Raw genomic sequence first — 17,344 nt, forward strand, 5'->3', positions numbered from 1 at the left:
CCGGAGCCGCTGGCAGGGCCGGAGAGTCTGGCGTACATCATTTACACGTCCGGCTCGACCGGCACCCCCAAGGGCGTCGAAGTCCCCCACCAAGGCGTCGTCAATCTGCTGCACGCCCTCGCCGGCACCGCGGCCGACGGCAGCAGCTCGGCAAACTTTCTCGGCAGCACGGTGCTCACCTTCGACATTGCCGCCCTCGAACTGTTCGGCCCTCTCGTCAGCGGTGGCACCCTGGTGCTTTCCCAGGACCGCGACCTTGAGGACATCCGTGCCTGGCAGAGGACCACCGAGGGCACCCTGACCGTTCAGGCCACCCCCTCGAAGTGGGAGCTCATCCTCCGCGAGGACACCACCGGACTGAAGGGAATCCGCTGTCTTACGGGTGGCGAGGCACTGAACACCCGCCTTGCACAACGCCTGTTCGACGCCGTCGGCAGCTTCACCAATGTCTACGGGCCATCGGAAACCACCATCTGGTCCACCGCGTACGAGTGCGAGGCTTCCCCCGACACCAGTGTCCCCATCGGGCGTCCGCTGGCGAATACGTCGGTGTATGTGCTGGATGAGCGGATGCGGCTGGCGCCGGTGGGTGTGCCCGGTGAGCTGTATATCGGTGGGGTCGGGGTCAGCCGCGGATATCGGGGTCGGCCGGGTCTGACGGCGCAGCGGTTCGTACCGGACCCGTTCGGTGAGCGGCCGGGTGCGCGGCTGTACCGGACCGGGGATCTGGTGCGGTACCGGCCGGATGGGCAGCTGGAGTTTCTGGGGCGGCTGGATCATCAGGTGAAGGTGCGTGGGCACCGGATCGAGCTGGGTGAGATCGAGTCGGTGCTGCTGGGGCATCCGGAGGTGGCCAATGCCACCGTGATCGTCCGCGAGGACCAGCCCGGCGACCGGCGCCTCGTCGGCTATGTGCGGGCCGGCGCCCCCGGCCTCCAGGTGGGCAGCCTCCGGTCCTACGTGGGGGAGCGGCTGCCCGGCTACATGGTCCCGTCGGTCATCGTGGAACTGCCGGAGATCCCGCTGCTGCCCAGCGGCAAGGTGGACCGGTCGAGGCTGCCGGTGCCGGAGGCGGAGCGGCCGGATCTGTCGGCCGGGTATGTGGCGCCGAGGGGCCCGGTGCAGGAGGTGCTGGCAGGTATCTGGGCGGATCTGCTGGGCCTGGACCGGGTCGGCGCGGAGGATGACTTCTTCGAGCTGGGCGGTCACTCGCTGCTGGTCACCCGTGTGATGTCGCGCGTACGCGACACCTTCGACGTGGAGGTGCCCTTCGGCGCCCTCTTCGACGCGCCCACCGTCGCCGGACTCGCCGACGCCATCGACGAGCAACGCGCCTCCGGCGGGGTGCCGGAGTCCGCCGCCGACGCCGCGGCATCGGGAGAACTGCCCCCGGTGGTGCCGGTACCCCGGGACGAGCCGCTGCCGCTCGCCTATCCGCAGCAGCGGCTGTGGTTCCTCGACCAGCTCAACCCCGGCAACCCCTTCTACAACCTCCCGGCGGCGGTCCGTATCGAGGGCGAGCTGGACGTCGCCGCTCTGCACCGCGCGGTGACGGAGATCGTGCACCGGCACGAGGCGCTGCGCACCACCTTCCGCACCACCTCCGCGGGCACACCGGTGCAGGTGGTGCAGCCCGCCGGGGACGTACCCATGCCGGTGGTGGAGGTGCCGGGCGAGACCGAGGACGAGGTGCTGGCGAACGCCACCGCGCTCACCGAGGATCAGGCGGCACGGACCTTCGACCTGGCCGCGGGGCCGGTGTTCCGCTCGACGCTGCTGCGGCTGTCGGCCACCGACCACGTGCTGGTGCTCGTGCTGCACCACATGGTCGGCGACGGCTGGTCCATGGGCGTTGTCACCCGGGAGCTCAACGCCCTCTACGGCGCGTACCGCAAGGGTGAGGAGACGCCGCTGGCACCGCTGCCGGTGCAGTACGGGGACTACGCCGTCTGGCAGCGCGGCTGGCTGACGGACGAGGAGGTCGAGCGGCAGCTGGCCTACTGGCGCAAGCAGCTGACCGGGATGCCACCGGTGCTCGAGCTGCCCGCGGACCGGGTACGTCCGGCCATATCGAGCTATCACGGTGCGACCCAGTTCTTCACCATTCCCCGTGAGGTCGTCGACGGGCTGAAGCGGCTGGCGCGGGAGGAGCGGGCGACGCTCTATATGGTGCTGCTCGCGGCTTTCAAGGTCCTGCTGGCGCGCTATGCGGGACGTACCGACATCGTCGTGGGCGCACCGGTCGCCAACCGCCGACGGGCCGAACTCGAAGACCTCATCGGCTTCTTCGTCAATACGCTCGTCTTCCGCACCGACTGCTCCGGCGATCCGTCGTTCCGTGAACTGCTGGGGCGGGTCCGCGAGACCACCCTGGGCGCGTATACGCACCAGGACCTGCCCTTCGAGCGGCTGGTCACGGAGCTCGCGCCGCCCCGCGATCTCAGCCGGATTCCGCTGGTGCAGGTCATGTTCCAGCTGCACACCGCCGAAGTCGATCCGCTGCGGTTCGGTGATGCCACGGTTTCCCTCTTCAACGAGGCGGCGCTGAGCGCCCGTTTCGACACCGAAATCCATCTGATCGAGGAGCACGGCCGGGTGGAGGGGCGCTGGGTCTATGCCAGCGATCTTTACGGCGAGGCCACGGTCACCCGCTATGTCACCTCGTATCTCCAGTTGCTCGAGCACGTGGCGCGGAATGTCTAGCAACTCCCCAATCCCGGCTCAGGAGGAAACCTTACGTGTTCGGTGACATCTCGCTGTTCTCGATGCCGCTGCTGTCGGACGACGAGCGGCACCGCCTGGTGGTCGAGTGGAATGACACCGCCGAGGAATTTCCCGCCGACTCGGCGGTGGCGGAGCTCTTCGAGGCGCAAGTGGAGCGCTCTCCCGACGCGGTGGCCGTCGTCAGCGGCGACGAACGCGTCACCTACCGCGAGCTGAACGAGCGCGCCAACCGGCTCGCGCACCACCTGCGGGAGCTGGGCGTGGGGCCCGAGACCGCCGTGTCGGTGTGCCTGCGCCGCGGCGTGCACGCGGTCGTCGCCCTCATGGGAATTCTGAAGTCCGGTGGCGTCTGCGCGCCGCTGGACCCCGAATACCCGCGCTCCCGGCTCGCGTTCATGATCTCCGACACCGGCTCGACGGTCGTCGTCACCGACCGCACCCTGGCCGGCCTGCTCCCGCCGAACGACGCCACCGTCGTCCTGATGGACGGCCCGGACGCCCTGGCGAACCACCCGGCGACCAACCCGGCGGGACTCGCCCGGCCGCAGAACCTGGCCTACATCTTCTACACCTCGGGTTCCACGGGCACCCCCAAGGGCGCCGAGATCACCCACATCACCCTCACCCGCGTGCTGCCCGCCGTGGCCTCCGGCTGGGCGGCGGGCAAGCCCGTCATCACCCAGCTCGCACCGCTGTCCTTCGACGCCGCGGTGCTGGAGCTGTGGGCACCCCTGATCCAGGGCGGGCGCACCGTCATCCACGAGGGCCGGGTCCCCGACCCGTACACCCTGGGGGAGACCATCCGCCGTGAGTCGGTCACCGCGCTCTGGCTCACCACACCTCTCTTCCAGCAGGTCATGGAGGTGGCACCGGAAGCGCTCGAAGGAGTCGAGGCCCTCCTCATCGGCGGCGAGGTGGTCTCGCCGCGCGTGCTGAAGTCGGCCACCGAACGCTATCCGGACCTGAAGATCTGGAACGGCTACGGCCCCACCGAGGCCGGCACCCTGAGCACCGCCTACCTTGTGCCCGCCGACCTGGACCCGCGGGCTTCCGTCCCCATCGGCAGGCCCCTCGCCAACACCACGCTGTACGTGCTCGACTCCGAGATGCGGCTGGCGCCCATCGGCGCCCCCGGAGAGCTGTACATCGGCGGCACCGCCGTATCGCGCGGCTACCACAGCAGGCCCGGGCTCACCGCGTCCAAGTTCGTCCCCGACCCGTACGGCAGCACCCCCGGATCCCGGCTCTACCGCACCGGCGACCTGGTGCGCTATCTGCCGGACGGGAACGTGGAGTTCATCGGCAGGGTCGACCACCAGGTCAAGGTCCGCGGCCACCGGATCGAGCTCGGCGAGATCGAGACGGCCCTCACCGCGCACGACGACGTGGACAGCGCCATCGCCGTCGTACGGGAGGACGCGCCGGGCCAACACCGGCTCACGGCATATGTGGTGCCGCGCGCGGCCGACGAGTCCGAGGCGAGCGAAGCCGACCACATTACGGAGTGGCGGGCGCTGTTCGACGACTCCGCGGAGTCGGGCGAGGCCGCCGACCCCACCTTCGACATCGCCGGCTGGAACGACTCCTACGAGCGCCGGCCGTTCACCGACACGGAGATGCGGGAATGGCGCGATGACACCCTGGAGCGGCTGAAGACCCTCAACCCGGGCCGGGTCCTCGAAGTCGGCTGCGGCACCGGCCTCCTCGCCTGGACCCTGGCCAAGAGCGCCGGCCGCTACGTGGGCACGGACTTCAGCCCGAGCACACTCGACACCCTCAGCACCAACTTCGCCGACGCCGGCATGGCCAACGCCGCCTTCTTCCTCCGGGAGGCCACCGACTTCTCCGGCTTCGACGACGAGCGTTTCGACCTGGTCGTCCTGAACTCCATAGTCCAGTACTTCCCCCACGCGGAGTACCTGGACGAGGTCATGGACCAGTGCATCGGCGCCATCGAGGACGGCGGAAAGGTCTTCGCCGGCGACATCCGCAACCTCGACCTGGAAATCCCGTTCCAGGTCAGCCTGCTCCAGGCCGCGGGCCGCTTCGAAGGCAGCGAGAGCGCGCTGCGGGACCGGATCGCCATCGCCGTCGAGGCGGAGAACGAACTGCTCATCTCCCCCGCCTACTTCACGCGGCTCGCGGCGCGGCACCCCCGCGTCAGCCATGTGGAGGTGATGCCCAAGCGGGGGCGGGCCCGTACGGAGATGAACTGCTACCGCTACGACGTCGTCCTGCACATCGGCGAGCCGCCCAGGACCCTCACCCCGCCGGAGTGGCACACCTGGGACACCGGCATCGAAGAGCTGCGCGCCGCCCTGGCCGCCGCACCCGGCCTCCTCGCCTACCGCGGGATCCCCAACGCCCGCGTCGCCGACGCGACCAAGGCCGCCGCCCCCTACCAGGCCACCCTGGGCGCCGAGAGTCGGCTGCTCGGCGGCGCGGGCGCCCCCGTCGACCCCGCAGACCTCTACGCCCTCGCCGAGGAGTGCGGGTACGAGGCCCACCTCAGCCTGTGCTCCGCCGCCTCGCCCGCCGCCTTCGACGCCGTCCTCGTCCCCCGGAAGCAGGGGGAGACCCGGGTCGACTTCGGCCCGCCCGCCGCAGCCGGCACCGAACGGCTGACCAACCACCCCATCGGCCGCCGGGTGGTGCGCAAGGCCGAGGAGCGGCTGGTGCCGGAGCTGCGGGCACACCTGGCCGAGGTGCTGCCGGACTACATGATCCCGTCCCGCATCGTCACCCTCACCGAGCTCCCCCTCAACGCCAACGGCAAGGTCGACCGCGCCGCCCTCCCGGCCCTCGAGAACGACCGGCCCGACCTCACGGAGGAGTACGTCGCGCCGCGCACCGAGTTGGAGGAGCGCCTTGCGGAGGTGTGGGCGGAGGTCCTGCACGTCCAGCGCGTCGGCGTGCGGGACAACTTCTTCGAGCTGGGCGGGGACTCCATCCTCAGCATCCAGATGGTCGCCGGCGCCCGGAAGGCGGGCATCCACCTCAAGCCCAAGGACGTCTTCGAGCACCAGACGGTGGCCGAACTGGCGACGGCGGCGACGACCGGCCCGGTCACCCTGACCGGCGACCAGAGCGGCACCGCCCCCATCAGCCCCATTCAGCAGTGGTTCTTCGACGGCTACCCGGGCGATCGGAACACCTTCGCCCATCGCTATCTGGCAGATCTCGAAGCCGGCGTCGACCACACCCTCCTGTCGGCGGCGTTCGACACGCTCGTACGACACCACGGCGCGCTGCGGGCCCGGTTCCGTACCGCCTCCGACGGATCCTTCCTGCAGCAGATCCCGGACGCGCTGGAGCGGCCGGAGCCGTACGCCCTCACGATGGCCGACCGCGGCGCCGACCCGGAGGAGGTCGCGGCCCGGTTGAGCCTCACGCTCGACCTGGAGCGCGGCGACGTCGCCAAGGGCGCGGTCGTGCCCGGCGCCGACGGCGCCCCCGACGCCCTGGTCCTCGTGATCCACCACATCGTCGTCGACGTCGTGTCCTGGGGCATCCTGCTGGACGACCTGGCGACCGCGTACCGCAGCCTCAGCGCGTCCGAAGCGGTCCAGCTGCCCGAGACCACCGCCTGGCGCGTATGGACCGGCAAGCTCCTCGACCACGCAGCGGACCCCGGCCCGGTCGCGGAGCTGGACCTCTGGAAGCGGCAGCTCGTCAGCTGCCCGCTGCCCACCACCGCGGCCACCGGCGGGCAGTCCGCCGCCGAAACGGTCACCGCCGCACTGGACGCCGACGCCACCGACCTGCTGCTGCGCCGGCTGCCCCAGGCCTGCGGCGCACACCTCAACGAAGCCCTGCTCGCGGCGCTCGGGACCGTCCTGTGCGAATGGACGGACAGCGACGGCATCGCCGTACACGTGGAAGGACACGGACGCGAAGAGCTCTTCGACGACGTCGACCTCTCCCGGACCGTCGGCTGGTTCACCAGCATGTACCCCGTACTCCTGACCAGGCAGCCCGGCGGCGACCCGCTGGCCGGCGTGCGCCGCGTACGGGACCACCTGGACGCGGTGCCGCACCACGGCATCGGCTACGGCCTGCTGCGCTACCTGGCGGCACCGGCCACGCGCGAGCAGCTGGCCGGACTCCCGCAGCCCGCCGTCCGGTTCAACTACTCCGGCCAGACCGGGCTGATGGCCTCCGGCCAGGGCCTCCTGCGCCAGCGGCTCGACGCCTCCGAAGTCACCACGGGACCGAACGAGAGCTCACGCAGCGACGGCGTCCACGACCTCGAAATCAACACCTGGGTGGCGGACGGCCGCCTGGTCACCCGCTGGACGTACCGCCAGGACCGGCTCGACCCGGAAGCCGTGGCGAAGCTGGCGGACCGATACGTGACGGAACTCGGGACCGTCGCCTCCCGCGTGCGTGCGCAGCAGCCGGCCGCGGCGACGGCAGTGGACTCCTCGGGGCTGACGGACAGCGATGTGCAGAAGCTCGTGAAGCGAATGAACCGGCAGGGGAATTGACGGAATGAATTACGACGTCAGCAACATTCAGCAGATCCACGCCCTGACCGCGCTCCAGCAGGGCATCCTGTTCCACGGCCTGCTCGACGACCACGAGCCGCTCTACGTCGCACAGTACAAGTGGACCGTCCGCGGACCGCTCGACCTGGACGCCTTCGAGGAGGCCTGGCGTCTCGTCATCCAGCGCCACGACACGCTGCGCACAAGCTTCGAATGGGAGGGCATAGACCAGCCCGCCCAGGTCGTCTGGCGCGACATCGACTTCGCCCTGGACCGCCGCGAGGTGAGCGAGCTCTCCGGCCCGGAGCAGCGCCACGCCATCGACTCCTACCTCAAGGAAGACCTGGACCGCGGCTACCAGCTGTCGGTGCCGCCCCTCTACCGCGTCGCCGTCTTCCGGCTGGACGACGAGACGAGTGAGGTCGTCTGGTCCTTCCACCACCTGCTGTTCGACGGCTGGAGCATGCAGACCGTCTTCGCCGACCTGGCCGAGTTCTACGCCGCCCTGACCTCGGGCCGCACCGCGAACCTGCCCGAGCCGGCGCAGTACCGGAAGTACCTCGAATGGCTCGACAAGACGGACCTGACCGGCGCCGAGGACTACTGGCGCGAGACGCTCAGCGGCTACGAGCCGAGCCTGCTGTCCGGCAGCAGCGAGGGCATCCGCTACCAGACCGACGGCAGCAGGCATCTGAGCCTGCCGGCCGAGACGCTGGAGCGCATCCGTGGCTTCGCCGCGAAGCAGCGCGTCACCGTGAACACAGTGGTGTCCGCGGCCTGGGGCCTGCTCATCTCCCGGTACTGCGGCACGGACGACATCGTCTTCGGGCTGAGCGCCGCCGAACGCCCGGCCGAGTTGGAGGACGCCGACCGGATCGTCGGCGTCATGCTCAACTCCGTCCCGGCCCGTATCCGCATCCGGCCCGGGCAGACCATCGGTGACTGGCTGCGCGAGATCCAGGCGGACCAGGTCAGGGCGCGGGAGTACGGACGGGCCCCGCTGACCGACATCCACGCATGGGCCGGGCTGCCGGGGAACGTGCCGCTCTTCCAGACGATGGTGGCCTTCGAGAACTACCCGCTGGCCGACTCCACGGAAATCGGCGGGGTGAACATCGGCGCGGTCGAGTACAAGACGCGCGTGAACTACCCGCTGACCCTCATCGTCGAATTCAGCAAGACGATCGACTTCAAGTTCAACTTCAGCACGGATTTGTTCGATGCGGAGACGGTGGATCGGCTGCTTGAGCACTTTGGTGTGGTGCTGGAGGCGGTGGTGGGGGATGGGGATTGCCGGGTTTCGGATGTTGATGTGTTGTCGGTGGCGGAGCGGTCGCGGTTGGTGGGGGAGTGGAATGCGACGGGTGCGGAGTTTCCGTCGGGTTCGACGGTGGTGGGGTTGTTCGAGGAGCAGGTGGCGCGTGCTGGTGGTGCGTTGGCGGTGGTGTGTGGTGGGGAGCGGGTGTCGTTTGGTGGGTTGAATGTGCGGGCGAATCGGTTGGCGTGGCGTTTGCGGGAGTTGGGGGTGGGGCCTGAGGTTGTGGTGGGGGTGTGTTTGCCGCGGGGTGTGGATGCGGTGGTGGCGGTTTTGGGGGTGATGAAGGCGGGGGGTGTGTATGCGCCTTTGGATCCGGAGTATCCGGGGTCGCGGTTGGCGTTCATGTTGGCGGATACCGGTGCGCGGGTGGTGGTGTCGGATGCCGGGTGTGCGTCGGTGTTGCCGGAGCATGATGCGGTGGTGGTGCGTCTGGATGAGGACGCACCGCAGCTGGCGGGTTATCCGGAGGGGAACCCGGAGCCGCTGGCAGGGCCGGAGAGTCTGGCGTACATCATTTACACGTCCGGCTCGACCGGCACCCCCAAGGGCGTCGAAGTCCCCCACCAAGGCGTCGTCAATTACCTGATGTGGTGGGTCGGCATCATCAGCGGTCAGGGCAATGGCGGCGTCAGCCACTACAGCCTGTCCTTCGACACCACTGTGCGGGACACCTTCTGCCCGCTGCTGGCCGGCCAGACCCTCCACATACTCCCGGAGCACGAGAAGTCCGTGTTCCAGGCCAAGCCCTTCCTGGAGAAGAAGGAGCGCCTGTCCTATCTCAAGGTGACTCCCTCGGAACTCGCGGCAGAGGAAGGCCTCACCGCCGCCGACGTCGAAAAGCTCACCGGCATTGTGATCGTCGGCGGTGAAGCCGTCACGGCGACCCCGCTGATCACCGAACTGACCGAGTCCAGGAAAGTCCGTATCGCCAACCACTACGGCCCGACGGAGTGCAGCATCGGCGCCACTTTCGCCTGGACCGACGAGACCGCGGACACCGGCGGTCCGCTGCCCATCGGACGTCCGCTGGCGAATACGTCGGTGTATGTGCTGGATGAGCGGATGCGGCTGGCGCCGGTGGGTGTGCCCGGTGAGCTGTATATCGGTGGGGTCGGGGTCAGCCGCGGATATCGGGGTCGGCCGGGTCTGACGGCGCAGCGGTTCGTACCGGACCCGTTCGGTGAGCGGCCCGGTGCGCGGCTGTACCGGACCGGGGATCTGGTGCGGTACCGGCCGGATGGGCAGCTGGAGTTTCTGGGGCGGCTGGATCATCAGGTGAAGGTGCGTGGGCACCGGATCGAGCTGGGTGAGATCGAGTCGGTGCTGCTGGGGCATCCGGAGGTGGCCAATGCCACCGTGATCGTCCGCGAGGATCTGCCGGGCGACCGGCGCCTCGTCGGCTACGTCGTCTGCGAGAGCACCGGCACCGATCTCGCCGCGCTGCGCTCGTATGTGCGCGAGCGGCTGCCCGGCTACATGGTCCCGTCGGTGATTGTGGAACTGCCGGAGATCCCGCTCATGCCCAGCCGCAAGGTGGACCGCTCCCGGCTGCCGGTGCCGGAGGCGGAGCGCCCGGACGTGTCGGCCGGGTATGTGGCGCCGACGGGTCCGGTGCAGGAGGTGCTGGCAGGTATCTGGGCGGATCTGCTGGGCCTGGACCGGGTCGGCGCGGAGGATGACTTCTTCGAGCTGGGCGGTCACTCGCTACTGGTCACCCGTGTGATGTCGCGCGTACGCGACACCTTCGACGTGGAGGTGCCCTTCGGCGCCCTCTTCGACGCGCCCACCGTCGCCGGACTCGCCGACGTCATCGAGCGCCTGTCGGCCGGCGACGGCACATCCGAGGGACCGGAACTGCCCCCGGTGGTCCCGGTGTCGCGGGACGAGCCGCTGCCGCTCGCCTATCCGCAGCAGCGGCTGTGGTTCCTCGACCAGCTGATCCCCGACAACCCCTTCTACAACCTCCCCGCCGCCTACCGGATCAAAGGCCGCCTTGACGTGGCCGCGCTGCACCGCGCGGTCACGACCATCGTGCACCGGCACGAGGTGCTGCGCACCAGCTTCCCGCCGGCAGAGGGCGGACGCCCGGTGCAGGTGGTGCAGCCCGCCGGGGACGTACCCATGCCGGTGGTGGAGGTGCCGGGCGAGACCGAGGACGAGGTGCTGGCGAACGCCACCGCGCTCACCGAGGAGGAGGCGGCACGGACCTTCGACCTGGCCGCGGGGCCGGTGTTCCGCTCGACGCTGCTGCGGCTGTCGGCCACCGACCACGTGCTGGTGCTCGTGCTGCACCACATGGTCGGCGACGGCTGGTCGTCCAGCCTGCTGGCCAAGGAGCTGAACGCGCTGTACGGCGCCTACTGCGTGGGTGAGGAGACGCCGCTGGCACCGCTGCCTGTGCAGTACGGGGACTACGCCGTCTGGCAGCGCGGCTGGCTGACGGACGAGGAGGTCGAGCGGCAGCTGGCCTACTGGCGCAAGCAGCTGACCGGGATGCCGCCGGTGCTCGAGCTGCCCGCGGACCGGGTACGTCCGGCCGTATCGAGCTATCAGGGCGGGACGCGGTTCTTCACGGTGCGGCGTGAGGTCACCGACGGCCTGAAGCGGCTGGCGCGGGAGGAGCGGGCGACGCTCTACATGGTGCTGCTCGCGGCCTTCAAGGTCCTGATGGTGCGCTACACCCGGCAGACGGACGTGGTCGTGGGCACGCCGGTGGCCAACCGCCGGCGGGCCGAACTCGAGGACCTCGTCGGCTTCTTCATCAATACGCTGGTGCTGCGGACGGACTGTTCGGGTGATCCGTCGTTCCGTGAACTGCTGGGCCGGGTCCGCGAGACCACGCTGGGCGCGTATACGCACCAGGACCTGCCCTTCGAGCGGCTGGTGACGGAGATCGCGCCGCCGCGGGATCTGAGCCGTAACCCGATGGTGCAAGTGGGCTTTCAGCTCCAGAACATGCCGATGGAACTGCTGGAACTGCCGGAAGCACAGTCGTCCTTCTTCATGACGGGAAAGCTGACGACACACCTGGACGCGGAGGTTTACCTCACGGAGGTGCCGCTGGATGTGGTGGTGCCGGAGGAAATGCTCGGCGAGCCGCTGTCCCCGGATGCCGGTGAGGACCTGTCGGGTGGGTTGTACGGGCGGATGGTGTTCAGCACGGATTTGTTCGATGCGGAGACGGTGGATCGGCTGCTTGAGCACTTTGGTGTGGTGCTGGAGGCGGTGGTGGGGGATGGGGATTGCCGGGTTTCGGATGTTGATGTGTTGTCGGTGGCGGAGCGGTCGCGGTTGGTGGGGGAGTGGAATGCGACGGGTGCGGAGTTTCCGTCGGGTTCGACGGTGGTGGGGTTGTTCGAGGAGCAGGTGGCGCGTGCTGGTGGTGCGTTGGCGGTGGTGTGTGGTGGGGAGCGGGTGTCGTTTGGTGGGTTGAATGTGCGGGCGAATCGGTTGGCGTGGCGTTTGCGGGAGTTGGGGGTGGGGCCTGAGGTTGTGGTGGGGGTGTGTTTGCCGCGGGGTGTGGATGCGGTGGTGGCGTTGTTGGCGGTGATGAAGGCGGGGGGTGTGTATGCGCCTTTGGATCCGGAGTATCCGGGGTCGCGGCTGGCGTTCATGTTGGCGGATACCGGTGCGCGGGTGGTCGTGTCGGATGCCGGGTGTGCGTCGGTGCTGCCGGAGCATGATGCGGTGGTGGTGCGTCTGGATGAGGACGCACCGCAGCTGGCGGGTTATCCGGAGGGGAACCCGGAGCCGCTGGCAGGGCCGGAGAGTCTGGCGTACATCATTTACACGTCCGGCTCGACCGGCACCCCCAAGGGCGTCGAAGTCCCCCACCAAGGGCTCACCAACCTGGTCTGCAGCCAGGGCGACCTCTTCCAGGTAGGCCCGGGCAGCAGGTCGACCAACGCCTTCGGAGCAGCCTTCGACGCCGCCCTCTCCGCCACCGTCATGCCGCTGGCGCGTGGGGCGACGCTGTACATCCAGCCCCCGGAGGAGTACCGCTACGGGGCCGACCTGGCCCGGCACATCGAGAAGAACGAGATCACCGCCCTCCACCTGCCCGTATCCGTGCTCAAGTCCCTGCCCGAAGGGGACCTGCCGTCGCTCCGGTCCATCGGCACGGGCGCCGAGGCGGTCGCGCCGGAACTCGTACGGCGATGGGCCGGCCGGCTGCGCATGTTCAACGCGTACGGGCCGACGGAGACGACCGTGGTGTCGGTGATGGGGAAGTGCGCGCCGGAGATGGCCAATTCGCTGTCGGTTCCCATCGGGCGTCCGCTGGCGAATACGTCGGTGTATGTGCTGGATGAGCGGATGCGGCTGGCGCCGGTGGGCGTGCCCGGTGAGCTGTATATCGGTGGGGTCGGGGTCAGCCGCGGATATCGGGGCCGGCCGGGTCTGACGGCGCAGCGGTTCGTACCGGACCCGTTCGGTGAGCGGCCGGGTGCGCGGCTGTACCGGACCGGGGATCTGGTGCGGTACCGGCCGGACGGGGTGCTGGAATTCCTGGGGCGGCTCGACGACCAGGTGAAGGTGCGCGGGCACCGGATCGAGCTCGGGGAGATCGAAGCCGCGCTCGGCCGGCATCCGGACGTCGCCAACACGGTCGTCGTGGTCGACGAGAAAGGACCCATGGGCGCCCGCCTCGTGGCCTTCGTCGTCCTGCGCGACGCCACGGCCGAGATCTCGGACCTCCGCCCCTTCCTCCGAGACGTACTGCCGGGCTACATGATCCCGTCGCTGATCGTGCCCATCGCCGAGATCCCGCTGCTGGCAACCGGCAAGGTGGACCGCTCCCGGCTCCCGTCCATCGAGGGAATCCAGCCGGAGCTCACGGCCGGCTACGTCGCCCCCGACGGACCGGTGCAGACAGCCCTCGCGGAGATCTGGGCCGACCTTCTCGGCCTCACCGGCGTCGGGATCCACGACGACTTCTTCGAGCTCGGCGGCCACTCGATGCTGATCATCAACATGATCTGGCAGATCAAGCAGCGCTTCGGCGTGGAAGTGGCCTTCGCCGACGTATTCGAGTCCCCGGCCATCGCCGATCTCGCCGAACGCGTCGGTGAACTGCTCGCGGAGAAGGAGGACGAGAGCAGCGACGGCGACGAGCCCGGCGGGGACCACGATGGCGCATCCGACTGACAGCTTCACATCCGACAGAGAGGACGAGTGCACAGTGACGGAGCAGGAGACCAAGGACGTGGATTCCGGCGAGCAGTTCGAGGTCGTCGTCAATGACGAGGGCCAGTACTCGATCTGGTGGGTCGGCCGGGAGATGCCGGCCGGCTGGACGTCGGCGAAATTCTCCGGCAGCGAGAAGGAATGTATCGACCACATAGACCAGGTGTGGACGGACATGCGCCCCATAAGCATCAGGTAGAACCGTCTAATGTGAGGTGTGCAGTGCCCGCACGTACAGTCACCGTCGTATTACTGGAAGAATGGATCACGGAGCGGATCGCGGAATACCTGGAGATCCCGGCAGAGGATATCGAGGTCGACGAGAACATCACCCATTACGGCGTCGACTCGCTGGCCAGGACCACCCTGGGTGCCGATATCGAGGACGAATACGGCGTGGAAGTGGAGCCGGACTTCTTCAAGGACCGGACGACCATCGAGGAAATCGCGGCAGGTCTTCCGCAGATCATAAGCGGGGCCACCGGGGTCGCTGCTGAAGGGCAGGAACAGAAGTAATGGATGGGCGCCCGCTCTCCATCGGGCAGGAGGCACTGTGGTTCCTGCACCGGATGAACCCGGCCGGCACCGAGTACAACGGGGCCGCGTCGGTGCGCATCCACGCCGACGTGGACCTGGAGCTGCTCGAGGCCGCGCTGCGCGCGACGGCGGAGCGGCACAGCATGCTCCGCTCGACGTTCGAGGACGGACCCTCGGGGCAGCCGGAACGCCGGATCCATGTCGACCGCGTACCGCGGCTGGAGCGGCGATCGGCCGCGAGCGCGGCGGAGGAGCAGGTCGCCGCGGCGATCGACGAGTTCGCGGCGGTGCCCTTCGACCTGCGGTCGGATCTCCCGTTCCGCTTCCTGGCCCTGTCTGCGGGCGCGGGCGCGGGCGCAGGCGTCGGTACGGGTGGGGGGGAGACCGTGCTGGCCGTGGTCGCCCACCACATCGCCATGGACTACACGTCGGAAATGCTCATCCTCGAGGAGACGCTGCAGCATTACGCCGCGATGGTCGCGGGCGAGCCCGCCGACCTCCCGAAGCCGGGGGAGTTCGACGACTTCGTGGCGCAGGAGCGGGCGGCGCTCGCTCCGGCCCGCCGCGCCCGCTCCGAGGAGTACTGGCGCTCGCACTGCCTGCCGCTGCCGGAAGGCCTCGACGGACTCACGGACCGGCCGCGCCCCGACGTCCTGTCCGCGGCCGGCGCGACCATGCGTACGACCCTCCCCCCGGGATTCAGCGACGAACTGGACACGGTCGCCCGGGCGCTGGGCGTGACCCCGTTCGTCTACCTCTTCAGCGTGTTCCAGACGCTGCTCTACCAGCGGACCCGGCGAGCGGACTTCCTCGTCGGCTATACCGCGTCCTGCCGCACCCGGCCCCGGACGCGTAACGTCGCCGGATATCTGGTGAACACCCCGCCTTACCGGGTGGCGCTGGACGACCGGATGACCTTCCGCGAAGTGGTGGAGAAGAGCAGCCGGGAACTGGGCGAGGCCCTGGGCCACATCGCCTATCCCTTCGCGATGCTGCCGCGGTTGCTCAAGGCGCCGCGGTCCCGCTCCCGGTCTCCGCTGGTGCAGGTGCTCTTCAACTTCCTGTCCAGTAAACCGCTGGGCCGGATGGGGAAGAGCCGCGATCAGCAGGGGCTCGCGCGCGTGGCGGACATTCCGGTGTCGCTCGGTCCGGGGACCAGCCCCTCGGGAAATTACGACTTCATCGTGGAAATCACGCAGCTCAAGGAAAACGCCGTGCTGGGGATCCAGTACAAGACCGATATTTTCGACGCGGCGACGATCGAGGAACTGGGCCAGGACCTGGTGACGCTCTTCGATCGCGTCCGGAGCGATGCCGACAGCAGTATCCGCTCACTGCAACCTGGTCTGCCGTAATTCGTCCGGGAAGGTATTCAGAGATGTCCAAGTCAGCCGACTCCGCCGCCGCTGTCACCGATCGGACGCGATTCCCCAAGGACGCGGTGGCTGTGGTGGGCCTGTCCTGCCGGCTGCCCCAGGCGGCGAATCCCCAGGAGTTCTGGGAGCTGCTGCGCAGCGGTGGGGATGCGGTCACGGACATGCCGCCGGAGCGTGCGGGCGCGGCGGCCGGAGTGCCCTCGGAGGGCGAGGCGTCCGACAAGGCACCGGATGCGGCGGCGCCCGTACGGCGCGGCGGATTCCTGGAGCACGTCGACGCGTTCGACGCGGGGTTCTTCGGCATCGCGGCCGGCGAAGCAGCGGCGATGGACCCCCAGCAGCGCCTGATGCTGGAGCTGCACTGGGAGGCCCTGGAGTCGGCCGGCATCCGTCCCGACATGCTGCGGGACTCGGACACCGGCGTGTTCGCCGGCGTGGCCTCGGACGATTACGCCACGCTCCTGGCGCGTAGCGACGAGGTGCTCATCACCTCCCACTCCGCCACCGGCGGCCATCGGGGAATGGTCGCGAACCGGGTGTCGTACCTCTTTGGCTTCCGCGGACCGAGCCTCACCGTGGACACGGCGCAGTCCTCGTCCCTCGTCGCGGTCCACCTCGCCGTCGAGAGCCTGCTGCGGAACGAGTGCGCGATCGCCCTGGCCAGTGGCGTCAAACTCGACCTCGCCCCCGACGGCTTCGCCGTCCTCGACGGGATGGGCGCCCTTTCGCCCAGCGGCCGCTGCTACACCTTCGACGCCCGCGCCAACGGGTTCGTACGGGGAGAGGGCGGCGGCGTCGTCGTCCTCAAGCGCCTGGAGCAGGCCATCGAGGACGGCGACCGCATCCACTGTGTGGTGCGGGGCACGGCAATGAACAACGACGGCGCCGGCGACGCCACCGGCCTTACGGTCCCCAGCCGCGAAGGCCAGGTCGCAGTCCTGAGGCAGGCCCTTGACGCGGCCGCGCTCAAACCTTCGGACATCCAGTACGTGGAACTGCACGGGACCGGCACCCGGATCGGCGACCCGACGGAGGCGGCGGCGCTGGCCGCGGTGCTCGGCGGCGACCGCGGCACGTCCGGACCACTGCGCGTCGGCTCGGTGAAGACCAACATCGGTCACCTGGAGGCGGCAGCCGGAATCGCGGGTCTGCTCAAGACGATCCTCAGCATTCGCCACCGCCGGCTGGTGCCCAGCCTGAACTTCGAGACGGCCAATCCGGAGATTCCGCTGGGGGAGTGGAATCTGGAGGTGCAGCGGGAGACGGAGGAGTGGCCCGGGGCGGATGGGCGCCTGGTGGCCGGAGTGAGTTCGTTTGGGATGGGCGGCACCAATTGTCATGTGGTGCTGTCGGATTGGGTGGCGGCTGAGGACGAATTGCCGTCGGGCGGCAAGGAATTGCCGGGCGGTGCTTCTGGTGTGGTGCCGTGGGTGGTGTCGGGGGCGAGTGCGGCGGGTTTGCGGGCACAGGCGGCGCGGTTGGCGGAGTTTGCCGCCGAGGAGGATGCCGATCCGCGGGCGGTCGGGGCTGCGCTGGTCGGTTCCCGGGCAATGCTGCGGCACCGGGCAGTGGTGTGGGGCACCAGGCGAGACGACCTGGTGCGGGGCCTGGAGTCGGTCGCGGCCGGCCAGCCGACGCCAAATGCCGTGGTGGGGTGTGTGGGTGGGGGGCGGACGGTTTTTGTGTTTCCGGGGCAGGGGTCGCAGTGGGTGGGGATG

General features: G+C 69.2%; 7 protein-coding genes. All 7 read left to right on the forward strand.

Features of this window, described 5'->3' with window-relative positions; all coding sequences use genetic code 11:
* On the forward strand, positions 1 to 2,703 hold a 2,703-nt coding region (locus ACIBJB_RS47200; protein ID WP_398940344.1), incomplete at its 5' end, for an amino acid adenylation domain-containing protein.
* A gap of 35 nt (positions 2,704 to 2,738) precedes the next feature.
* Positions 2,739 to 7,211, forward strand: coding sequence for an amino acid adenylation domain-containing protein (locus ACIBJB_RS47205; protein WP_398940345.1), 4,473 nt, complete (start codon positions 2,739 to 2,741; stop codon positions 7,209 to 7,211).
* Between the two features lie 4 nt (positions 7,212 to 7,215).
* Positions 7,216 to 13,674 carry an amino acid adenylation domain-containing protein gene (locus tag ACIBJB_RS47210; protein WP_398940346.1) on the forward strand — a complete coding sequence of 2,153 codons (6,459 nt, stop codon included), beginning with the start codon at positions 7,216 to 7,218 and terminating at the stop codon, positions 13,672 to 13,674.
* 34 nt (positions 13,675 to 13,708) lie between these two features.
* On the forward strand, positions 13,709 to 13,912 hold the full coding sequence (locus tag ACIBJB_RS47215) for an MbtH family protein (RefSeq protein ID WP_398940347.1): 204 nt from the start codon (positions 13,709 to 13,711) through the stop codon (positions 13,910 to 13,912).
* 23 nt (positions 13,913 to 13,935) lie between these two features.
* Positions 13,936 to 14,229 carry an acyl carrier protein gene (locus tag ACIBJB_RS47220; RefSeq protein WP_398940348.1) on the forward strand — a complete coding sequence of 98 codons (294 nt, stop codon included), beginning with the start codon at positions 13,936 to 13,938 and terminating at the stop codon, positions 14,227 to 14,229.
* The gene (locus tag ACIBJB_RS47225; protein ID WP_398940350.1) at positions 14,229 to 15,605 is read left to right on the forward strand and encodes a condensation domain-containing protein; all 1,377 of its coding nucleotides are present in this window, start codon (positions 14,229 to 14,231) and stop codon (positions 15,603 to 15,605) included. Before ACIBJB_RS47220 ends, ACIBJB_RS47225 begins: the two co-directional genes overlap by 1 nt.
* 23 nt (positions 15,606 to 15,628) lie before the next feature.
* Positions 15,629 to 17,344, forward strand: a 1,716-nt coding sequence (locus ACIBJB_RS47230; protein ID WP_398940351.1) for a type I polyketide synthase, incomplete at its 3' end; no start/stop codon positions are given.

The organism is Streptomyces sp. NPDC050759 (assembly GCF_044456945.1).
GTDB lineage: Bacteria > Actinomycetota > Actinomycetes > Streptomycetales > Streptomycetaceae > Streptomyces.